This is a genomic window from Leifsonia sp. 10N434 (assembly GCF_056394405.1).
This window is the reverse complement of sequence record NZ_JBFTHV010000001.1, coordinates 313,214-334,365: the sequence shown is the minus strand read 5'-3', so window position 1 is coordinate 334,365 and position 21,152 is coordinate 313,214. Positions and strand designations below refer to the sequence as shown.

Sequence of the window (21,152 nt, the reverse complement as noted above, 5' to 3'; positions counted from 1 at the left end):
CCGGGTCGGCTCAGGAGACGGAGGTGAAGAAGTCGTCGAGCGCCGCGGCGGTCGCCGCCGGCGCCTCGAGCTGCGGTGAGTGGGCGCCGCCCGGGATCACCGTGTAGCGGGCGCCCAGGCGCTCGGCCATGTCGCGCTGATCGGCGATCGGCCACGCTTCGTCGAACTCGCCGTGGGCGACGAGCGCAGGCAGCCCGGCTGCGCGCAGCTCGTCGGTGGTGTCGGAGTGGGTGCGCAGGATCTCGGCCGCGGCGAGGAGGTTGTCGCTCGAGGTGCGCGCGGCACGGAGGCGCAGAAAGGCCTCGTCGGGCGTCAGCCGGGCATCCGGGAGCCCGATGGTGTGGGGGTTGTCGCGATCCCAGAGCCCGATCGATCCGTGCGCGGCGACCGTGTCGGACGTCTCCTGATGACGGCCGGGCCAGCCGTGCGGACCTGAGCAGAGCATCGTGATCGAGGCGAACGACGCGGGTGACGCGATCGCAGCCGCCTGGGCGACGATGCCGCCGAAGCTGTGGCCCACCAGGTGCACGGGTCGTCCCTCTCCGAGGAGTTCGGCGGCAGCGACGGCGTCGGAGGCGAAGGCGTCCAACGCGTACGAACCGATGCCGGCCGGCGCGGCCGAGTCGGCCTGCCCGCGCTGACTGTACGACCACGCCTCCCACCCCTGCGCGGCGAGCAGCGGGAGGAACGTGCGGAAGTCTTCCTTCGACCCGGTGAAACCGGGCACGATCAGTACGACTCCGCGTGTGGGCGCAGCAGACGGTCTCGCCCGGTAAGCGGTCAGCGTCCCGGCCGCCGACGGGAGGCCCAGCACCTCGACCCCGTCGGGCACGGGCTGCGCACCGAAGGGCTCGATCCGAGCGAACGACGGTCCGGATGCCGGCGCGGTCACGCGAGCGCCTCCCGAGTGCGCGCCGGGTTCGGCACGGCGTCGAGCAATTGGATCGTGTAGGGGTCGCTCGGATGCTGGAGCACCTCGGCTGTCGCCCCGCGCTCGACCACGCGGCCCGCGTTCAGCACCAGGATGTCGTCGGTGATGAGCCGCGCCGACAGCAGGTCGTGCGTGATGTAGAGCATCGAGACGCCCCATCGCTCGCGCAGGTCTTCGAGCAGAGCGAGCACGCCGGCGCGCAGGGAGACGTCGAGCATCGAGACGGGCTCGTCGGCGATGAGCACCTGCGGGTCGCTGGCGAGCGCCCGTGCGATCACGACGCGCTGCCGCTGACCGCCCGAGAGCTGGTGAGGGAGCTTTGCTGCGAACTGCTCGACCGGGGTGAGACCGACCGTCTCCAGCAGTTCGAGCACGCGCCGCCGGGCATCCCGCCCGCTGAGGCCCGTGAAGTTCACGATCGGCCGCGTCAGCGTGTACTCCACCGAGTGCAGCGGGTTGAGCGCCGCATACGGATCCTGGAACACCATCTGCACGTTCTTGTGCAGGTTCCGGATGCCCTTGCGGTTCAGGCCCGGCACGTCGAGGTCGCCGAACCGCACCGTGCCGGAGGTCGGCTTTTCGACGCCGGTCACCAGCTTCGCGATGGTCGACTTGCCGCTGCCGGACGCCCCGACGAGCGCCAGCGACTGACCGGGCTCGAGCGTGAACGACACGTTGTCGACCGCCGTGACGGGGTTCTCGCCGCGGCGGGGCGGCGGGTAGATCTTCGAGACGCCGTCGACGACGATCGCCGACTCGGCCGACCGGCCCTGGCGTGCGGACGCGCCGGTGTCGCGCGAGGGCCCCGAGGACTGCGACGGCCCCGACGACTGCGACGGCCCCGACGACTGCGACGGCCCCGACGACTGCGACGGCACCGATGGCTCCCGCTGCGGCGACCGCCGCGCCGGGAAGCCCGGCAGCTCGACGACCTCGCCGCGCGGGTCGGCGTAGTGGCTCAGCAGCATCCGCGTGTAGTCGTGCTCGGGTCGCTCCAGGATGTCGCGGCTTGGCGCATCCTCGACGATCCGGCCGTCGTGCATGACGAGCACGCGCTGCGTCGCCTCGAGCACCACGCCCAGGTCGTGGCTGATCAGGATGGCGGTGAAGCCTTCCGAGCGCTGCAGCTCGGTGATCGTGTCCATGATCGCGTGCTGCACCAGAACGTCGAGTGCCGTGGTCGGTTCGTCGAACACCATGAGCTGCGGCTCGAGGGAGAGTGCGAGGGCAATGGATACGCGCTGGCGCATGCCTCCGGAGAGCTCACCGGGGAAGCGCGCGAGCACCTGCGGCGTCAGGCCGACCTTCTCGACCAGCTCGGCCATCCGGTCGTCCCAGCGCTCGCGGGCGACGTGGCCGTGCGCGCGGAAGATGTCGACGAAATGCTTGCGCACCGTGCGGACGGGGTTCAGGGCATTCATGCCCGACTGCAGCACCATGGCGAAGCCGCCCTGACGCTGGCGTCGCAGCGCTTCGGCGTCGAGTTCGCGGATGTCGTGACCGCCGAACCGGATCTCTCCCCCGTTCGTGCGGGCCGGAGGCTTCTGCAGTCGGGTGACCGCGAAGCCGAGCGTCGATTTTCCAGAGCCGGACTCGCCCACCAGGCCGACGAACTCGCCGGCGCCGACGGTGAAGGAGACGTGGTCGACGGCTTGCACCGGCGTCTGGCCGGCCGACTCGTAGACGACGGACAGGTCGCGGACCTCGAGCAGCTGACTCATCGGGTCTTCCTTTCAGTGGCGGCGCTCTCGCGCCGGCGGCGACCTTCAAGGAGGCGCGGGTTGCTGATCGCGTCGACGCCGAAGTTGATCAGCGTGAGGCTCATGGCGAGCAGTGCGATGCAGAGGCCGGGCGCGAACAGCAGCGCCCACTGGCCGGTGAGCAGGGCGTTCGAGTTCTGCGCCCAGTAGAGGATGGTGCCCCAGCTGACGATCGACGAGTCGCCGAGCCCCAGGAACTCGAGGCCGGCCTCGGCCAGGATGGCGGCGGTCGCCGCCCCGAAGAAGCTGCCGGTGATCAGCGAGGTCATGTTCGGGAGGATCTCGCTGAACACGATGCGGAACGGCCGGTCGCCGGAGAACCGCGCCGCGGTCACGAAGTCGCGCGATCGCAGCGACTGCGTCTGGCTGCGCAGCACGCGCGCACCCCACGCCCAGCCGGTGATCACGATGACCGTCACGATCATGAACGGGCCGCCGTTCTGCAGATACGCGGCGATCACGATCATCAGCGGCAGGCCCGGGATGACGAGGAACAGGTTCACGAAGAAGTTCACGACCTCGGCGCCGAACCCCCGGATGTAGCCCCAGCTGAGGCCGATCAACACGGCGACGATCGTCGACAGCAGGCCGGCGATGAAGCTGACCGTCACGCTGACGCGGGCGCCGAAGATGAGCTGGCTGAGCACATCCTCGCCTGCGGCCGTCGTGCCGAGCCAGTGCTCGGGGCTGGGATCGGCGTTGCGCGGGAAGCCGTCCTGCGTCGCGCCGTACGGGGCCAGCAGCGGGGCGAAGATCGCGACGAGCACGAAGAAGGCGAGGATGATCAGGCCGAGCCGCGACTTCCAGTTGGCCCAGAGGGTGCCGGTGACACGGCCGATGAACGCGAACCGCCGTGGCGGGTGCGTCGTCTCGACGGAGATGGACTTGATGTTCTGTGTCGTAGTCATCGGCGGGTCCTAGGGTCGAGTACGCCGTACAGAATGTCGACGAGGAAGTTGGCGACGAGAACGCTCACCGTGATGAGCAGGAAGAGCGCCTGCATGAGCGGGTAGTCCTGCCCGATCACGGCGTTGAACAACAGGAAGCCGATGCCGGGGTAGCCGAACACCTGCTCGACGAGGATCGAGCCGCCCACCACGCCGCCGAGCGCCAGGCCGAAGCCGGTGAGGTTCGGCAGGATCGCGTTGCGGGCCGCGTACTTCATCGCGACGGTGCGGCCCTTGAGGCCGTTGGCCTCGGCGAAGGTCACGTAGTCGTCTCCCAGCGTGTTGATCATCGCGTTGCGCATCCCGAGGATCCAGCCGCCGATCGAGGTGATCAGGATGGTGACCGCCGGGAGCACCGCGTGATACGCCACGTCCGTCATGAAGTCCCAAGTGAAGCCGGGTGTCGCGGTGGGCCCGTACGCTCCGGATGTCGGGAACCAGTGCAGCACGTAGCCGAGGAAGAACAGCAGCAGCAGCGCGGTCCAGAAGTAGGGGAACGTGCTCGCGAAGGTGCCGGTGAGGGTCGGCAGGGAGTCGAGCCAGGTGTTGCGCTTCCAGGCGGCGAGCACCCCGAGCAGTGTTCCGACGGCGAACGCGACGATGGTCACGATGCCGAGCAGCACGATCGTGTAGGGGAACGCCTGCCCGACGAGCTCCGACACCGACTGCGGATAGAAGGTGTACGAGACGCCGAAGTCGAAGGTGACGACCTGGTGCAGGTAGTGCACGTACTGATCCCAGAGGTTGCCGCCCGGGACGCCGAGCTGGGCCGCGATGGCGTCACGGGTCGCCTGGGTCACCGGACCGTTCTGCGAGAGTTTTGCGATCGCGGCGTCGGTGGGTGAGCCGGGCATCAGGCGCGGCAGGATGAAGTTCAACGTGACGGCGGCCCACAGGGTGAGCACGAAGAGGCCGAGTTTGCGCAGTGCGTACGTCATGGTGTTACTCGCCCTCCTTCCGGAGCTTGAGGTGCGTGAACACCAGGAGCGGGGTCTGGTCGTAGGTCTGCGGAGGCGCGTACGGGTTCTTCGCGTCCGGCCATCCGGTGAACTTGGCGTCGTTGTAGAGACCCCAGAGTCCGCCGTAGTACAGGCCGATCACGGGCAGCTCGTCGTAGACGACGTTCTGCAGGCGGTGGCTGATGGCCAGCCGCTCGGCGTCGTCGGTGCTCGACTTGTACTCCTGCAGCAGGGCATCCGTGCTCGGGCTCTTGTAGCGCTGGAAGTTGCTGGCCGTCGGCTTGCCGATCGGGGTGGCGAACGCGCTGTTGAGCAGGCCGTTGTAGTTCTGGAAGATGATGCCGCCGCCCATGCCGCCCATCGCGACCTGGAAGTCGCCGTTCTGGATGGCCTGCTGGTAGCCCGGCGGCTGCGGCTGCTTGATGCTCACGTCGATGCCGAGTGCGCCGAGTTCCTTGCGCACCTCCTGCACGGCGCGCAGCCAGTCCGAGTACCCGTTCGCCGTGGTGATCGAGAAGGCGAGCTGCTTGCCGTCGCGGCCGACCAGCTTGTCACCCTGCTGCGTGTAGCCCGACGCCGCGAACGCCGCGAGGGCCGCCTTGGTGTTCTGGGCGATGATGCCTTTGTCCGGGATCGAGGTGTCGAGCTCGGCCTCCTGGTTCGGCAGCATGAGGCCCGTCTGACCCGCGGCCGTGAGGTAGCCCTCGGTCGCCGAGTCGGCGATCTTGTCCTTGTCGAGCGCGAGCGCGATGCCGCGGCGCACGTTGATGTCGTTGAACGGCTTCATCGTGAGGTTCGGCATGAGGCTGATCACGCCGCCCGGCGGGAACCAGTACTTGTTGTTCGGGTTCGCCGAGAGCCAGGTGCCCTTCACATCGCTCATGAAGGCGTACACCCAATCGAAGCCCTTGGTGGCGATGTCGAGCTCGCTGGTGGCCGAGGGGAGCACGAGGTGCTTCACCTGCACCTTGTCGGCCTGCCAGTACGACTCGTTCTTGTCCATCGTGTACTGCTGCGACGAGAAGTTGCCGAGCGTGTACGGACCGGTGCCGACCGGGTCGGGGTTGCGCCAGGTGTCCGGGTGCTCCTGGTTCTTCCAGATATGCTCGGGGACCATCAGCGTCTGGGAGATGACGTCGGCCGCCGGTGCATCCGCCTCCTTGAGGTGGAAGATCACGTGCTCGCCCTTAACCTCGATGCTGGCGATGTGCTGCCACGCACCCTTCAGGTCGAGCGCCGGGAACTTCTTGATGAGGTCGAACGTGAAGACGACGTCGGCGGGGGTGAACGGCTTGCCGTCCGACCAGGTGACGCCGCTGCGGATCGTGTAGTCGATGGTCTTGGCGTCGGGCAGGTCGACGGCGCTCGCCAGCCACATCGTCTGGGTGCCGTCGAGCACGTTGATGACCGTCAACGGCTCGTACATGTAGGTGGACGCTGCGCGCTTGTTCACCGCGAACGGGTTGAAGTTGCGCTCCATCATCGGCGTGCCCTTGTCGGCCGCCAGCAGCATGGTGTCGGCGGGGATCGACGGGTCCTGCTCGCTCTTGATCTGGATGCTGCAGCCGGAGAGGAGCAGCCCGGCGGCGGCGACGGTCGCGAGGATCGCCATCCGGGCGCGCCGAGACCGACCGGCCGTGGGCCGGGACCTTCCGGGAGTGTCGTGCTTCGTGTGCGTCATCGCCACCGTCCTTGCTCGTCCGCGGCGACCGGTCCGGGCGGCGCCGGCGGGCTCGTTCCCGCGTGGCGCCACCGCAGGCGACCGATCGCCGTGGTGGGGTTCGCCACGAGTGTAAGCGCATACATTTTGAATTGCAAGCCGAGTCGCAGGGCCGGTGGGTCGCGAACCGGGGCACAATTCCGGAACCCCGGTCGAGGTTGGCGCCGACCTTCCGGTGTCGTGCGGAACCGCGCGGCTCGTCGCTTCGGACTTCCGGAATTGCGGGACCGCGCGGCCGTCGGCGTTGGACGGAACGTATCCGAGGATCCGCAGATACGCTCGAACGAATCGGGTGAACGCGGGCCTCGAGCGAACTCCTCGAGCCCTCAGGAGCGCTCGGAACTCTCGCGCAGGATGACCTCGACGGGCAGTCTCACGGAGGTCGCCGGCCGATCCGGGTCGGCGAGCCGGCGCACCAACGCCTGCACCGCGGCCCGCCCGAGCAGCTCCATCGGCTGCCGCACGGTCGTGAGTCGCGGCGTCGAGAGGCGTCCGGCATCGATTCCGTCGAAACCGGTCACGATCAGTGCATCCGGGACCGCGATCTCGGCGATGCGCGCCGCATCGATCACGCCGAGCGCCATCTGGTCGTTCGCGCACACCACCGCGCGCGGCAGCATCGGACGGGCGAGGAGCTCACGCCCGGCACGCCGCCCGCCGTCGCGGGTGAAGTCGCCCCTCAGCTGCGGTTCGTCCGGGGGTGTGATCCCGTGCTCGAGCAGCGCGCTGCGGAAACCGTCCCATCGCTCGAGGTCGTCGGGGGAGTCCGCGCTGCCGGCCACGTAGACCAGATCGGTGACGTCGAGGTCGTCGAGCAGGTGCGTGACCAGCGCGTGCATCCCCTCGGTGTTGCTGACCGAGACGTGGTCGAGTGCGTCGCCGCGGCGCGGGCCGGCCATGACCACCACCGGGATGCGGCGCGCCAGCTGGCCGAGCTCCTCTTCGCTCGCACTCCCGGCGAGCACGATGAGTCCGTCGACGCGGCCGGCCATGTCGCGCACGGTGTCGTGGGCGGTCTCGCCGCGGCCGACGCCGACGAGCAGCACGAAGCCGCTGCGCCAGGCCTCGACTTCGCTGCCCCGCAGCACCTCGTCGAAGTACAGGTTCAGCGGCCGGGTGTCGACCGCGCCGGAGACGTCGCGCACGATCGTGGCGGAGCCCGTGGACGGCCTGTCGGCGTCGAACGGGATGTCGGCGATGTCGTCCATCGCGTCGAGTCCGGGGAAGAAGAGCCCGATCACGCCGGTGCGGCGCGCCGCGAGGTTGCGGGCGGATCCGCTCGGGACGTAGCCCAGCGCATCCACCGAGGCGAGCACGCGCTCCCGCGTCGCCGGCTTGACCGTGTCGGGTCTGCTGAAGACCCGCGAAACGGTCGCGATGGAGACGCCGGCGTGGGTGGCGACGTCGTAGACGGTGGGTATCTTGCCGATGAGCGCGCTCCCTCCGGGCTTCGAGCACACCAATGATACGCAGGCCGCCGACGGCTCCCGTCCCGCCGGCTCCCCGCCCCGCTCGCGCCTCCGCTCCCGCCCCCTCCCGCCCCCGCAATCGAGTCCGAACTTGTTTCGGCGACACGCCGCGCTTCGCAGCAACAAGTTCGGACTCGATTGCGGGTGCGGGCGCGGCGGCGCGCGGGGGCGGCGCGGATGCGGCCGCACGAGTGGGGGAGGCGCCGCAGGCCCGTCCGTGGGAGGCTGGCTTCATGGCTGAGACGATCGACGTAGTAGTGGTGCGGGTCTTCACCGACGACCGGGGCGCCAACGGCAACGAGCTGGGCATCCTGCGAAGCAGCCCCGCGACGCACAACAGGGAGCAGGAGATCGCGACGGGACTCGGCTTCAGCGAGACCGTCTTCGTCGACGAGGTCGGGCCGGATGCTCCCGAGGGGCGCGGCGCGACCATCCGGATCTTCACGCCGGCCAGCGAGCTGCCCTTCGCCGGGCATCCGAGTGTCGGCACCGCCTGGTGGCTCGCGCACGAGCACATGTCCGTCGCCGTGCTGCACGAGAAGGCAGGCGATGTCACCGTGCGCGACGACGGCAACCTGACCTGGATCACCGCCGATCCCGCGTGGACGCCGACCTTCGAATGGCTGCCCCTGCGGTCGCCGGAGGACGTCGACGCACTCGATCCGCTCGCCTTCACCAGCGGCCAGCACTACGCGTACGCCTGGCTCGACGAGGAGAAGGGCCTGCTGCGCGCCCGGATGTTCGCGCCGGCGATGGGGATCATCGAAGACGAGGCGACCGGCGCCGCCGCGATCGCCGTCACGACGCGGCTCGGACGCGACCTGAGCATCAGCCAGGGCGAGGGCTCCGAGCTCTTCACCGAGCGGGGCGACGACGGCCTGGTGCGCGTCGGAGGCCGCACCATCTACGACCGCACCATCGCGGTGAGCCTGTGATCGGCAGAACCGTCGTCGAGCATCCGGTCGGTGAGCCGGGGGAGGGCCCGTACGGCGTTGCCGTGACGCGCGACGGCGCCGTCTGGTTCACGCTCGTGCACGGCGGACGGGTCGGGCGTCGTGACGCCGACGGCACCGTCGCCTACCTCGCGCTCGGCGCGGAGGGGCGGCCGGCGCAGCCGTCGCAGCTCGCCGCCGCGAACGACACGAGCGTGTGGGTCACGGACACGACCGGCAACCGACTGGTGTTGCTCGATGTCGCCGACGGCGCGATCGTCACGGTCACGAGCGTCGCGGTCCCCACGCCGGATGCGCAGCCGTTCGGCGTCGTCGCGCTGGACGACGGCACGACCTGGTTCACCGAGCTGGGGGCGGATGCCCTGGGCCGTATCGACATCCTGGGTCGGGTCGACGAGTTCCCGGTGGGGCGCGCGGGGTCGTTCGTCTCGATGATCGCCACCACGGGTGACAGCCTCTGGTTCACGCTCAACGCGGCCGGCGCGATCGGGCATGTACGCGGTGGTGACGCCGCGATCGCCTTCACGGAGCTTCCGCATGATCCGGCGGGCCCGGTGGGCATCGCGGTGGCCGGGGACGGCGCGGTCTGGGTGGCCGAGATCCTGGCGGATGCTCTGGCCCGGGTTCAGCGCAACGGAACGCTCACCGAGTTCCCACTCGAGACGGGTTCGAAGCCGCACGCGGTGGCGGCGGATCCGGCGGATGGCGTGTGGGTGACGCTGTGGGGCACCGGCCAGGTGGCGTCGGTCGCCGACGACGGCACGGTCGTCACGCACGACCTGCCCGACCCCGAGAGCGAGCCCCACGGCATCGCGGTCGCGGAGGACGGCACCGTCTGGGTCGCCCTGGAGTCCGGCGCGCTCGCCGAGCTCGCCCCGGTCTCCGCCCGCTGACGCGAACCCGCGCCGTTCGGGCCGGCTGACGCGATCCCGCGTCGTTGAGGGGCAGCAAATCGGCCTTCCACCGGCGTGTTTAGGCTGATTTGCCGCCCCTCAACGGAAGGGGACGGCTAGTCGGCTACGCCGACGTACTCGGCGGCCTCGTCGGCGGTCTGCTCGCCCGAGGCGAGGTTCGCGCGCAGAGCGGCGCCGAGCGTGGCGTCGACCTTCGTCCAGTAGCCGATCGCGCGCTCGCGGATCTCGTCGCTCTTCACGCCGCCGACCGCGCCGGTGATCGTCTCGAGGAAGCGCTGCTTGGCGGCGTCGTCGAACACCTCGCGGTAGAGCGTGCCGGCCTGACCGAAGTCGTCGTCCGCCGGGTGCAGGGTCGCGGCCGAGCGCAGCAGCTCGCCGTCCGACTCCCAGCTGCCGGCTCCGGCGCGGGCCTCGTCGGCGACGGGGCCGCCGGTCGAGTTGGGCGCGTACACCGGCGTGCTCGCCGGGGAGAAGCCGTGGCGGGTCGAGCCGTCCTGCGAGTAGTTGTGCAGCGGGGCGACCGGAGCGTTCACCGGCAGCTCGTTGTAGTTGGTGCCGACGCGGTAGCGCTGAGCATCCGGATACGAGAACACACGCGCCATCAGCATCTTGTCGGGGCTGATGTCGATGCCCGGCACGGTGTTGGCCGGCGAGAACGCCGCCTGCTCGATCTGCGCGAAGAAGTTCTCCGGGTTGCGGTTGAGCGTGTGCACGCCGAGCTCGATCAGGGGGTAGTCCTCGTGCGGCCAGACCTTCGTGAGGTCGAACGGGTTGAAGCGGTAGGTCGCTGCCTCGTCGTACGGCATGACCTGCACCGACACCTTCCACGAGGGGAAGTCGCCGCGTCCGATGGCCTCGTACAGGTCGCGGCGGTAGTAGTCCGCATCCGCGCCGGCGATGGCCTCCGCCTCGGCACCCTCCATCTGCTCGTTGCCCTGCAGCGCGTGGAAGTGGTACTTCACCCAGAAGCGGGCGCCCTCGGCATTGATCCACTGGTAGGTGTGCGAGCCGTAGCCCGGCATGTGACGCCACGAACGCGGGATGCCGCGGTCGCCCATCAGGTACGTCACCTGGTGCGCCGACTCCGGCGACAGCGTCCAGAAGTCCCACTGCATGTCCGCGTCGCGCAGTCCGGAGCCCGGCAGGCGCTTCTGCGAGTGGATGAAGTCGGGGAACTTGATGCCGTCACGGATGAAGAACACCGGGGTGTTGTTGCCGACGATGTCGTAGTTGCCCTCGCTGGTGTAGAACTTCACCGAGAAGCCGCGCACATCGCGCCAGGTGTCGGGCGAGCCCTGCTCGCCGGCGACCGACGAGAACCGCTGCACCGTCTCGGTCACGGTGCCCGGCTGGAACACCGCGGCCCGCGTGAACCGCGACACGTCACCCGTCACCGTGAACTCGCCGAAGGCACCGCCGCCCTTCGCGTGGACGATCCGCTCCGGGATGCGCTCACGGTTGAACTGGGCGAGCTTCTCCACGAGGTACCGGTCGTGCAGCGCGACCGCGCCGTCCGCTCCTGCGCTCAGCGAGTGCGCGTCGCTGGCGACCGGGGTACCGGTCTGGGTGGTCGTGTAGTTCTCCGACATTGATCTCCTTATAGCTCGGCGTGCTGCGATTCCCCCGCAGCGCGCTGTTGGCAGGACGGGCACAGTCCCCAGAAGGTCACCTCTGCGGTGGTCACCGCGAATCCGGATGCGTCGGACGGCGTGAGGCACGGAGCGTGCCCCACGACGCAGTCGACGTCGGCCACCGCACCGCAGGAACTGCAGACGATGTGGTGGTGGTTGTCGCCGATGCGCCGCTCGTAGAGCGCAGCCGAGCCGGCCGGCTCGATGCGCCGCACGAGGCCGGCGGTCGTCAGGTCGCCGAGGACGTTGTAGACGCTCTGCAGCGACGTGCCCGGCAGTTCGGCGATGACCGCCCGGAAGACCGTGTCGGCATCCGTGTGCGGCCGGTCGTCGAGGGCTGCGAGCACCGCGAGACGACCGGAGGTGACGCGCAGCCCCGCCGAGCGGAGGCCGCTCTCGAGCTGTGCCGTGTCCATTCCTCGAGCCTAGCGAGTTATTTTGAACGACTCAAAAGAAGGTGCATGCCGGGCGTGGCATACGCGCGTCGCCCACCCTTTACCAGTGCGAGCCGCACCCGAACTGGGGTGCCCGCATGACCGGATTAAACCGTCCGGCCGGATTGCGGAGGCGCAGCCGACCCATAGAATCCTGGCCATGTTCGTTCTCATCTCGGCCGTGACGTTCCTCGCGTTCATCATCGCCCTCATCGACATCATCACGCGCGACGAGTGGCAGGTGCGGCACCTCCCGAAGATGGTGTGGATCATCATCGTGATCCTGCTGCCCCTCGTCGGCAGCATCATCTGGTTCGCGGTCGGCCGCGAGTACGGCACTCAGAACGGCGGCGGCGTCTCGTTCGCTCCGCGTCGCGCCGCGGCAGCTCCTGCGCCGCAGCAGCAGCATCAGCGCTCGCTGACGACGGAGGAGCAGCTGGCCGAGCTCGACCGCGAGATCGAGTTCTACGAGAAGAAGGCGCGGCTGCAGAAGATCCAGCAGCAACTGGGCGAGGACGAAGCGCGCGCGCTTCCGGAAGGGTCCGCCGACACGACGCGCGATCCGTCGTAACCGGCTGCCGCCGAGGAGCAGCCGAGCGGCCTACTTCGTCGCGATGCCACCGAGCGGCCTACTTCGTCGCGATGCCGCCGAGCATCCCCGAGATGAACCGCTTCTGCAGGATGAAGTACAGGATCACGATCGGCAGCGCCACGATGATCCCCGCCGCGGCGAGCAGCGAGTAGTCGGTGAGGTGCTCGCCCTGGAAGAACGCGAGTCCCAGCGGCGCCGTGCGTTTGTCCTCCGAGGTGATGAGCACCAGGGGGATGAGGAACTCGTTCCAGGTCCACATCGCCACGAGCACGCACATCGTCATGATCGGTGCGAGCGACGGGGGGACGATGACCTGCCAGAGCATCCGGAAGTCGCGGGCGCCGTCGAGCCGGGCCGCCTCGATGATCTGGCCGGGGAAGGTGCGGAACTGGTTGCGCATCCAGAAGATGCCGAACGCCAGCGATTGCGCGGTCTGCGGCAGGATCAGCGCCGCATAGGTGTCGGAGAGCCCGACGCTGCGCAGGTTGAAGTAGAGCGGGATGATGAACGCCTCGGCCGGCAGCATCAGCCCGGCCAGCATCAGGAAGAAGATCACGTTCGACCCGAAGAAGTCGAGGCGTGCGAACGCGAATCCCGCGAGCACGGAGAGCACGGCGGTCAGCACGACCACCGACACCGTGACCAGGATGCTCGAGCCCATGTACGACGCGAAGTGCCCCTGGTTCCAGGCGGCCCCGAAGTTGCCGAGGTCGATCGTCGTCGGCACCGTGAACGCGCCGCTGTTCTGCGACGGCGGGGTCACCGCGGAGAACAGCACACCGATCAGGGGGATGATCGCGAACAGCGCGAACAGCGACAGGATGACGTAGTTGACGCTCTTCTCGAGCCGGGAGATTCTCATTCGGCGTCCTTCGGCTGCAGACGGCTGATCAGGGCGGTGACGATCATGATCACCACGGTGAGGGCGATGGCCACCGCGGCGGCCGAGCCGACCTGGCCCGTGTTGAACGCCCGGTTGTACGCCTCGAAGGCGGGCACCGTGGTCGACGTTCCCGGTCCGCCTTTCGTGGTGATGTAGACGAGGTCGAAGGTCTTGAGCGCGGAGACGATCGTGAGCGTCAGTGCCACGGCGATCTGGCCGCGCAGCGATGGCAGCGTGATCGCGAAGAATTCGCGGCGCGCCGAGGCCCCGTCGATCCTGGCCGCCTCGAACAGCACCGGCTCGATGTTGCCGACCCCCGAGAGGAACAGCACGAGGCAGAGCCCGATGTTCAGCCAGGTGCCGACGAACCCGATGGCGACCAGCGCCGTCGAGTAGTCGCCCAGCCACACGCGGGCGAGGTCGCCCAGGCCGATCGCCCGCAGCACCTGGTTGATCAGTCCGTCGGTGGAGTAGATGGAGACCCAGATCGTGGCGACGACGACGGAGGCGATCACCTGGGGCAGGAACAGTGCCGTACGGAAGAACGACATTCCGCGCATCGTGTTGGCGCGCGAGATCAGGGCCGTGAGGAACAGTGCGATGGCCACCGGGATGACCGAGTAGAAGATCATCAGCACGAGGGCGTGGGCGAACGCATTGCGCAGCTCCTCGTCCTGCACGACCGACAGGTAGTTGGCGAAACCGGCCCAGGTCGCCGCCGACAGGCCGTCCCAGTCGTAGAAGGAGTACTGGAAGGTCTGGACGAACGGCACGCCCAGGAAGATCGCGAACACCACGAAGGCGGGGAGCACGTACAGGTACGCGACCTTGCTGCGGCGTCGGCGGCGCGTCGCCCGAGGGGCGCGGCGGGTGGCCGTGCCCCTCGGGGTCTGCGCGGTGGTGGTCTCGGTCACGGTCAGCCGCGGCTCGACTGGAACTTCGTGTAGTCGTCCTGCAGCGTCTTCGTGAACTGCTCGGGCGTCGCCTTGCCGGCCACGAGGTCCTGCATCGCGGCGGTCAGGGTGTCGTAGAACGTCGACGTCGTGTAGTCGAGGTAGGGCACGATGCCGTTGCCCGACGAGATCGTCTTGTAGTGGCCGGTGATGTCGCCGGCCAGGGTGCCGTCGGCCGGCTTGTCGTCGTCCGGCACCACGGTGGGCAGGTTCCCCGTCTTCACCAGGGTCTCGGATGCACTGCGGTCGGTGATGAAGTTCACGTATGCGGCAGCGGCATCCGGGTGCTTGGTCTTCGACGTGAGCGCCCAGGCGAGTCCTTCACCGCCGGTGGTGACCGGCGTGCTCGCGCCCTCGGGCTTCAGCGCGGTGAAGCCGACCCCCGTCTTGCCGAGCGACGACTCCTCGAGCGTCGCCTGGTACCAGGTGCCGGTGATGAGGAAGGCGGAGCCGCCCTTGCCGAAGGTGGCGACCGCCGCATCCCGCGAGACGCCGTTGGCGCCGGGCGTCAGGTAGCCCTTGGTCTGCCAGTCCTGGATCGTCTTGGCGGCCTGCACGTTGACCGGGTCGGTCCACGCGCCGCTGGTCGAGGTGACCAGATCGTTCACCGTCTTCTGGCCGGCGAGCGCTCCCTGCACCACGCCGTACAGGTGGATGCCGGGGCTCTTCTCCACGTCGCCGTAGCTGAGCGGCAGGATGCCCTTCGCCTTCGCCTTAGCCATGTCGTCGGAGAGCTCGGTGATGCTGGTGGGCGCCTCTACGCCCAGCTTCGAGAGGATCTCGCGGTTGTAGTAGACGCCGACAAGCTCACCGGTCTGCGAGACGCCGTAGAGCTTGTCGCCCTGCCAGGTCTTGCCGTCGGAGGAGAACGAGTTGAGCTTCAGCAGGCTCGACGGGTAGTAGTCGTTCCAGCCGTAGAGGCCGGCGTAATCGTTGATCGGCCGCAGCAGGCCCGCCTTCACGAAGGCGCCCATGTCGGGGTAACCCTGGTTCGCCTGCACGACGTCGGGAGGGTTGGAACCGGAGAGGGCGAGCTTGAGCGTGGTCTTGAGGTCGGTGAACGACCGCGAGACGCGCTTGATGGTGACGTTGGGGTACTTCTTCTCGAACGCCGTGTTCAGCTGCTGCTGCGCGGTGTCGATGCCGCCGTCGGTGTTCTGGTCCCAGACGGTGAGCGTGATCTTGTCGGAGCCCACGTTCTTCGACACCGGCCCGAGGCTCTGGCTGGCCGACGAGCCGCTGCCGGAGCCCGGTGCACAGGCGGCGAGGCCGAGCGCGAGCGCGGCGGCGACTCCCACGAGAAGCGGGATCTTCCTGGTGTTCTTCATCGTTGTTCCTTTTCGTGTGCGGTCGTGCTGTGCGGTCGGTGGTCGGGGGAGTCGAGGAGGAACGACCAGTCGCCGTCCGGATGCCTGTCGGCGACGTACGAGCGCAGACCGGCCATCGTAGGCGCGCTCGCCGCCCCGCCGAACCCCGTCACCGAGATCGACGCGGCGAGTCCGGCGAAGCGGAGGCGCGACTCGAGGGTCCAGCCGTGGCCGGCGGACGCCATGAAGGTGGCGACGAACACGTCGCCAGCCCCGGTCGGGTCGACGGCCGTGACGGAGACGGTCGGCACCTCGACGACGCAGCCCGCGGCGGAGTCGACGGCGACGACTCCGTGCGGTCCGCGGGTGACCACGGCGAGCGGGACGCGCTCGGCGAGCACCTTGGCGGCGGTCACCGCATCGTCGGTGCGGGTGTAGCGCATCGCCTCCACGTCGTTCGGCACGAAGACGTCGACCTCGGCCAGGCGCGTGAGCAGCTCCGCCGACCATTCGCCCGTCGAGTCCCAGCCGACGCCGCCCACGACCGTCGTTCCGGCGGCGCGGAGCCGGCCGACCCAGGCGGGCAGCTCGTGGGCGATGCCGACGTGGGTGGCGCCGATGGGGCCGACGCCCTCCGGCAGCTGCAGGTGGCCGAGGTCTTCCTGGTACGTGATGAAGCTGCGGTCGTGCGCGCCGGTGAGCGACACGCTGACCGGGCTCTGGTGACCGGGGACGCTCTCCAGCAGTCGCGTGTCGAGGTCGGGCTCCGCGTCGAGCATGGCGTGGATGTGCGAGCCGATCGGGTCGTCGCCGAGGCGCGAGAGGAGCATGGTGCGCGCTCCGACCCTGGCGGCGGCGACGGCCCGGTTGGCGACGCCGCCCGGAGTCACTGCGAAGCCGTCGGCGTAGACCTCGGCTCCGACCTCAGGCATCGGCACCCCGGAGAACACGAGGTCGCAGAACACCTCACCCGCGAAAAGCAGGTCGGCGCCGTCGGTTGTGCTCACGGCGTGCTGTTCTGTCGGCACAGGGACTCCTCGTCGTTGCGGATCCGCGGGCGGCTGCTCAGGTTTGCTCATCTTCCGCGGGTCAGCGTGATGTCGTAGCCCAGCCTGGGTAGCCGATGTTTCATCCACGTTACCCATATGACGCAGTTTTGTTAAGTCTGCGCGACTATGAGAATTCTCTGACGGAGTTTGCTCAACTCTGCTCATTTCCCGCTAGGCTGACCAGCATGATCCTGAGAGACCGGCAGAACCGCATCATCAGCGCGCTCCGCGCCGACGGTGCTGCCTCGGTCAGGGAACTCGCGGTCGCTCTCGACGTGAGCGAGTCGACCATCCGGCGCGATCTCGAGATCCTCGACCGCAACGGCGAGCTCACCCGCACCTACGGCGGCGCGATGCTCAAACCGGGCACGACCGTCGAGGAGCACGGCGGACAGGCCTGGGAGGGCGAGTTCGACGGCACCGCGGATGTTCACCTGAAGACCGCGATCGCCGACGCCGCGGCCGAGATGGTCGTGGACGGCAGCGTGATCATCCTCGACATCGGCACGACGACGCCCCTGCTCGCCCGCCGGCTGCGTGGTCGCGACATCACCGTCATCACCTCCAACCTCGCCGTGTTCGACGAACTGCGCGACGACGAGGCGGTGCGCGTCGTGCTGCTCGGCGGCGTGGTGCGCCGCAACTACCGCAGCCTTGTGGGATCGCTCGCCGAACTCGCGCTCAGCCAGATCAGCGCCGACGTGGTCTTCCTGAGCTGCACGGGCGTGCGCGCCAACGGGCACGTCGTCGACAACATGGCCGTCGAGGCCCCCATCAAGCAGTCGATGATCGCGGCGTCCGACAAGGTCGTGCTGCTCGCCAGCGAAGCCAAGTTCCCCGGCACCGGCGCCCTGCGCCTGTGCTCCCTCACCGATGTCGACGTGCTGGTCACCACCTCCGGCGCGCCGGAAGAGACGATCGCACTATGCCGCAATGCCGGCGGAGAGGTCACAGTCGTATGAAGCTCTGCATTCTCGGAGGCGGCGGATTCCGCACCCCGTACGTGTACCAGGCCCTGCTGCGCGACACCGGTTCGCCGCGTGTCGAGGAGGTGGCGCTCTACGACGTGGACGAGGTGAGGCTCCACGCGATGGTCGCGATCCTGCGCGAACTCGCCGCCGACTTCCCGGATGCTCCAGTGCTGAAGCCGACGACCAGCCTCCACGAGGCGGTCGAGGGCAGCGACTACGTGTTCGCCGCGCTCCGGGTCGGCGGGCTCGAGGGTCGCCGTTGCGACGAGCACGTCGCCCTCGACCTGAACGTGCTGGGCCAGGAGACCACCGGTCCCGGCGGCCTCGCGTACGCCATCCGCACCGTGCCGGTCATGGTGGAGGCGGCTCGCGCCATCCGGGATCTCGCACCGAACGCGTACGTGATGAACTTCACGAACCCGGCCGGCATCATCACCGAGGCCATGCAGTCGGTGCTCGGCGACCGCGTGCTCGGGATCTGCGACACCCCGTCCGGCCTCGGCCGTCGCGTCGCGGGCCTGATGGGGCTCGACCACACCCGCGTGCAGATGGACTACGTGGGGCTCAACCACCTGGGCTGGATGCGCCGCGTCATGTACGACGGCCGCGACCTGCTGCCGGAACTGCTCGCGGACGACGAGAAGCTGGGCCTGATGGAGGAGGGGCACGTCTTCGGCCTCGACTGGATCCGCTCGCTCGGCAGCATCCCCAACGAGTACCTGTACTACTACTACTTCAACCGGGATGCGGTGCGCACCATCATCGACTCGGGCGCGACCCGCGGCGACTTCCTCGCACGTTCGCAGACGGACTTCTACGCGCGCGCCGCGGCCGCCGGCGACGGCGTCGCCGAGCTCTGGCGCCAGACGGTCGAGCGCCGCAGCGCCAGCTACATGGCCGAGGCGAAGGGCGGCACGCAGGACGAGCCGACCCACACCCGCGAACGCGAGGCGGACCCGGCCCACCAGGGCTACGCCGGCGTCGCGCTCGGTGTGATGGCCGCGATCAGCCGCAACGAGCGCCAGACGATGATCCTCAACGTGCGCAACCAGGGCACGATCAAGGGGCTGCCCGACGACGCCGTCGTCGAGGTTCCGACGATGGTCGACGCGAACGGTGTCCACCCCCTCTCGACGTCGCAGCCAGACCTCCACCAGCTCGGTCTGATGTCGCAGGTGAAGGACGTCGAGCGGCACACCATCGCGGCGGCGCTCACCGGCTCGAAGGACGAGGCGCTCAAGGCGTTCGCCCTGCACCCGCTGGTCGACAGCGTGACGGTCGCCCGCGGGTTGCTCGCCGGGTACATCGAGCGCATCCCCGAGGTCGCGGCGGTGCTCACGCGCTGAGCGCCGAGCGCTGAGCGCCGAGCGCAGCGCGCCCACCGGCGGTACCCTGGTGTGCGTGACCGAATCGCGACTCTCCGCAATGCCCTTCGCGCGGATCTACCCGCTCTACGTCACCAAAGTGGAGCGCAAGGGCAAGAGCCAGGACGACCTCGACAGGGTCGTCACCTGGCTCACCGGCTACACGAAGCAGGGGCTGGACGACGTCATCGCCGACGGCTCCGACCTCGCGACCTTCTTCGCGGAGGCCCCGGCGATGAACCCCCACGTGTCGCTCATCACGGGAGTGATCTGCGGCGTCCGCGTGGAGGAGATCGAGGATCCGCTCATGCAGAAGATCCGCTACATGGACAAGCTCGTCGACGAGCTGGCGCGTGGCAAGAAGATGGAGTCCATCCTGCGAGGCTCGACCGCCTGAGACTCAGTGCGACCGCCTGAGACTCAGTGCGACGGGCGCCGCGCCTCGTTCGCCTCGCGCACCACGGCCCACGCATCGGCGACCGGCCCCAGGTGGCCGAGCTTGTCCGGGTTGATCACGGTCCGGATGGTCTGGATGCGTCCGTCGACGACATCGAGGGTCCAGGTGTTCACGACCTCGTTGTTGCGGTCGCGGAAGATCGCGCCGGGCTGGCCGTTCAGGCTGTGCGGTTCGAGTGTTCCGCCGATCTGGAAGAACAGCGGCATCATCGAGGCCAGCACACGCGAGACCTTGTCCGCGCCGGACACGGCCCTCGCCCACTGAGGTGCCTTGCCTCCGCCGTCTCCGAGCATCTGCACGTCGGCGGCCAGCAGGTCGGTGAGCCCCTCGACCTGGCCGTCGCGGATGGCCTCCAGGAACCGCGACGCGAGCTCGTCCCGCGCACGCCGATCCGCCTCGAACCGGGGGCGTCCCTCATCCATGTGGCGTCGTGCGCGCACCGCGAGCTGGCGGCACGCGGCCTCCGAGCGTCCGACGGCCGACGCGATCTCGGGGAAGTCGAACGCGAACACCTCGCGCAGCACGAAGACGGCCCGCTCCAGTGGGGTGAGCTGCTCGAGCAGCAGCAACGCCGCCATCGACACCGAGTCGGCCAGTTCGGCCGCACGCTCGGGATCCTCGTACGGGTCGGACGCCAGCGGCTCGGGGAACCAGGTGCCGACGTACTCCTCGCGCCGTACCCTGGCCGACCGGAGCACGTCGATCGAGACGCGGGTCACGATCGCCGACAGATACGCCTTGGCCGAGGTGGGTGTGGTCGCCGCGCCCGAGTAGCGCAGCCAGGTCTCCTGCACGGCGTCCTCGGCCTCGCTCACCGTCCCGAGGAGCCGGTAGGCGATCGAGAAGAGCAGGGGCCGCAGGTCCTCGAACTCCTCGAGCCGCGTCATGCGAGGCCCTTCGCGAAGCCATCGCGCCACGACGGGTAGTGCAGTCGCCAGCCGAGGTCGCGTTTCGCCTTCGTGTTGGAGAACGCGCGACCCTCGGTCATCATGATGACCGCGGCCTCGCCGGCGAGCATCCCGGCCAGCCAGACGGGCACCCGCATGGGCGGCTTCCCCCCGGCACTCGCCGCGAGGAACGGCAGCCAGTCGTTGGCGGCGGCCGGTTCGTCGTCGACGATGTTGAAGACGCCCGTTGCACGCTGCTCGACGGCCAGCACTGTAGCCCCGGCCGCGTCATCCAGATGAAGCCAGGAGCTGTGCCCCTCGCCGTTGCCGACGAGCGGGTACTGCCGCTTGCGAACCAGTTCGACCTGATCGTCGGTCGCGCCGGGGCCGTAAAGCGACCCGTACCGGAGTGCCGCGCCGCCCGCTCTGAGCACCGCATCCTCCAGGTGCCGGATGGCCGCCGACTGCGCGTGCATGATCGTCCCCTCTCCCGGGTCGAGGGGCTCGTCCTCGGTCTTCACCCAGCCCCCCGACCGCATCCCGTTCCAGCTACCGTAGCTCTGCGCGACGACGTGGTCCACGCCGGTGGCCTCTGCCGCGGCGAGCAGGTGGTCCGTCCCCTCGGTTCGCAGCCGATTGGTGAGCGCGAACCAGCGGTCGATGTGTTTGAGGTCGGGCTTTCCGGCGTGATCGACGCCGATCGCCGTCATCTGGTGCACGATGACATCCGGATGCGCGGCGGCGACCGCCTCGCCGACCGAGGCGCCATCCAGCCCGTCCATGACGACCGCCTCCGCGCCGAGGCGCCTCAGCAGCTCCAGCTTCGCCGGGCTGGTCGTGGTCGCCGTCACCTGATGGCCGCGGGCCACGAGCTGCGGCACCAGCCGTCGCCCAACCACTCCTGCGCCTCCTGCCACGAACACGCGCATCTGCTCCACCTCTCCGTTCTCGTCGAATCCTCCATTCCCCTA

At 69.0% G+C, this 21,152-nt stretch carries 20 protein-coding genes; 6 read left to right on the top strand and 14 right to left on the bottom strand.

The genetic code is table 11. The features are described 5' to 3' along the window. Nucleotides 1-10: 10 nt before the first annotated feature. The 6 genes from AC1DB1_RS01545 to AC1DB1_RS01520 form a co-directional block, all read right to left on the bottom strand. Nucleotides 11-892, bottom strand: a complete 882-nt coding sequence (locus tag AC1DB1_RS01545; RefSeq protein WP_477199527.1) for an alpha/beta fold hydrolase — start codon at nucleotides 890-892, stop codon at nucleotides 11-13. Then, the gene (locus AC1DB1_RS01540; RefSeq protein WP_477199526.1) at nucleotides 889-2,652 is read right to left on the bottom strand and encodes an ABC transporter ATP-binding protein; all 1,764 of its coding nucleotides are present in this window, start codon (nucleotides 2,650-2,652) and stop codon (nucleotides 889-891) included. Before AC1DB1_RS01540 ends, AC1DB1_RS01545 begins: the two co-directional genes overlap by 4 nt. Beyond that, the gene (locus tag AC1DB1_RS01535; protein ID WP_477199525.1) at nucleotides 2,649-3,599 is read right to left on the bottom strand and encodes an ABC transporter permease; all 951 of its coding nucleotides are present in this window, start codon (nucleotides 3,597-3,599) and stop codon (nucleotides 2,649-2,651) included. Before AC1DB1_RS01535 ends, AC1DB1_RS01540 begins: the two co-directional genes overlap by 4 nt. Beyond that, entirely contained in the window at nucleotides 3,596-4,576 is a 981-nt protein-coding gene (locus tag AC1DB1_RS01530; RefSeq protein ID WP_271177075.1) for an ABC transporter permease, read from the bottom strand. Before AC1DB1_RS01530 ends, AC1DB1_RS01535 begins: the two co-directional genes overlap by 4 nt. Nucleotides 4,577-4,580: 4 nt before the next feature. Then, the gene (locus AC1DB1_RS01525; RefSeq protein ID WP_477199524.1) at nucleotides 4,581-6,209 is read right to left on the bottom strand and encodes an ABC transporter substrate-binding protein; all 1,629 of its coding nucleotides are present in this window, start codon (nucleotides 6,207-6,209) and stop codon (nucleotides 4,581-4,583) included. Between the two features lie 434 nt (nucleotides 6,210-6,643). Continuing rightward, nucleotides 6,644-7,777 carry a LacI family DNA-binding transcriptional regulator gene (locus AC1DB1_RS01520; protein WP_477199523.1) on the bottom strand — a complete coding sequence of 378 codons (1,134 nt, stop codon included), beginning with the start codon at nucleotides 7,775-7,777 and terminating at the stop codon, nucleotides 6,644-6,646. A 242-nt stretch (nucleotides 7,778-8,019) separates the two neighbouring features. Here AC1DB1_RS01520 and AC1DB1_RS01515 point away from each other — a divergent pair, with 242 nt between their 5' ends. Together AC1DB1_RS01515 and AC1DB1_RS01510 are read left to right on the top strand one after the other, a co-directional pair. Then, on the top strand, nucleotides 8,020-8,721 hold the full coding sequence (locus AC1DB1_RS01515; protein ID WP_271177078.1) for a PhzF family phenazine biosynthesis protein: 702 nt from the start codon (nucleotides 8,020-8,022) through the stop codon (nucleotides 8,719-8,721). Then, nucleotides 8,718-9,632 carry a Vgb family protein gene (locus AC1DB1_RS01510; RefSeq protein WP_477199522.1) on the top strand — a complete coding sequence of 305 codons (915 nt, stop codon included), beginning with the start codon at nucleotides 8,718-8,720 and terminating at the stop codon, nucleotides 9,630-9,632. The genes AC1DB1_RS01515 and AC1DB1_RS01510 overlap by 4 nt, the downstream gene beginning before the upstream one ends. A 116-nt stretch (nucleotides 9,633-9,748) precedes the next feature. On the opposite strand, the gene AC1DB1_RS01505 is transcribed toward AC1DB1_RS01510, so the two are convergent. Continuing rightward, nucleotides 9,749-11,242 carry a catalase gene (locus AC1DB1_RS01505; RefSeq protein WP_477199521.1) on the bottom strand — a complete coding sequence of 498 codons (1,494 nt, stop codon included), beginning with the start codon at nucleotides 11,240-11,242 and terminating at the stop codon, nucleotides 9,749-9,751. A gap of 8 nt (nucleotides 11,243-11,250) precedes the next feature. After that, complete coding sequence (locus AC1DB1_RS01500) at nucleotides 11,251-11,700, bottom strand: Fur family transcriptional regulator (RefSeq protein WP_271177081.1); 450 nt, start codon at nucleotides 11,698-11,700, stop codon at nucleotides 11,251-11,253. A 178-nt stretch (nucleotides 11,701-11,878) separates the two neighbouring features. Here AC1DB1_RS01500 and AC1DB1_RS01495 point away from each other — a divergent pair, with 178 nt between their 5' ends. Further along, nucleotides 11,879-12,289 carry a PLD nuclease N-terminal domain-containing protein gene (locus AC1DB1_RS01495; protein ID WP_477199520.1) on the top strand — a complete coding sequence of 137 codons (411 nt, stop codon included), beginning with the start codon at nucleotides 11,879-11,881 and terminating at the stop codon, nucleotides 12,287-12,289. Between the two features lie 58 nt (nucleotides 12,290-12,347). Here the strand turns inward: AC1DB1_RS01495 and AC1DB1_RS01490 are convergent, their stop codons facing one another. The 4 genes from AC1DB1_RS01490 to AC1DB1_RS01475 are packed head-to-tail and all read right to left on the bottom strand — an operon-like array spanning nucleotide 12,348 to nucleotide 16,460. Further along, a complete protein-coding gene (locus AC1DB1_RS01490) occupies nucleotides 12,348-13,172 on the bottom strand; it encodes a carbohydrate ABC transporter permease (RefSeq protein ID WP_271177083.1) in 825 nt (274 codons plus the stop codon). Further along, a complete protein-coding gene (locus AC1DB1_RS01485; protein ID WP_271177084.1) occupies nucleotides 13,169-14,107 on the bottom strand; it encodes a carbohydrate ABC transporter permease in 939 nt (312 codons plus the stop codon). Before AC1DB1_RS01485 ends, AC1DB1_RS01490 begins: the two co-directional genes overlap by 4 nt. Nucleotides 14,108-14,109: 2 nt before the next feature. Continuing rightward, entirely contained in the window at nucleotides 14,110-15,474 is a 1,365-nt protein-coding gene (locus AC1DB1_RS01480) for an extracellular solute-binding protein (RefSeq protein ID WP_477199519.1), read from the bottom strand. Continuing rightward, nucleotides 15,471-16,460 (bottom strand): carbohydrate kinase family protein, encoded by a 990-nt coding sequence (locus AC1DB1_RS01475; RefSeq protein WP_477199518.1) that lies wholly within the window; start codon nucleotides 16,458-16,460, stop codon nucleotides 15,471-15,473. The genes AC1DB1_RS01480 and AC1DB1_RS01475 overlap by 4 nt, the downstream gene beginning before the upstream one ends. Before the next feature lie 227 nt (nucleotides 16,461-16,687). Between AC1DB1_RS01475 and AC1DB1_RS01470 the strand changes: the two genes are divergently transcribed. The 3 genes from AC1DB1_RS01470 (at nucleotide 16,688) to AC1DB1_RS01460 (ending at nucleotide 19,234) form a co-directional block, all read left to right on the top strand. Continuing rightward, a complete protein-coding gene (locus AC1DB1_RS01470; protein ID WP_271177087.1) occupies nucleotides 16,688-17,464 on the top strand; it encodes a DeoR/GlpR family DNA-binding transcription regulator in 777 nt (258 codons plus the stop codon). Beyond that, a complete protein-coding gene (locus AC1DB1_RS01465; RefSeq protein ID WP_477199517.1) occupies nucleotides 17,461-18,819 on the top strand; it encodes a 6-phospho-beta-glucosidase in 1,359 nt (452 codons plus the stop codon). The genes AC1DB1_RS01470 and AC1DB1_RS01465 overlap by 4 nt, the downstream gene beginning before the upstream one ends. 79 nt (nucleotides 18,820-18,898) lie before the next feature. Further along, nucleotides 18,899-19,234: a DUF2200 domain-containing protein gene (locus AC1DB1_RS01460; RefSeq protein WP_271177147.1), complete on the top strand. Its 336-nt coding sequence runs from the start codon at nucleotides 18,899-18,901 to the stop codon at nucleotides 19,232-19,234. A 23-nt stretch (nucleotides 19,235-19,257) separates the two neighbouring features. On the opposite strand, the gene AC1DB1_RS01455 is transcribed toward AC1DB1_RS01460, so the two are convergent. Continuing rightward, nucleotides 19,258-20,181, bottom strand: a complete 924-nt coding sequence (locus tag AC1DB1_RS01455; protein ID WP_271177089.1) for an RNA polymerase sigma-70 factor — start codon at nucleotides 20,179-20,181, stop codon at nucleotides 19,258-19,260. Then, the gene (locus tag AC1DB1_RS01450) at nucleotides 20,178-21,110 is read right to left on the bottom strand and encodes an NAD-dependent epimerase/dehydratase family protein (RefSeq protein WP_477200069.1); all 933 of its coding nucleotides are present in this window, start codon (nucleotides 21,108-21,110) and stop codon (nucleotides 20,178-20,180) included. Before AC1DB1_RS01450 ends, AC1DB1_RS01455 begins: the two co-directional genes overlap by 4 nt. Nucleotides 21,111-21,152: the final 42 nt, after the last annotated feature.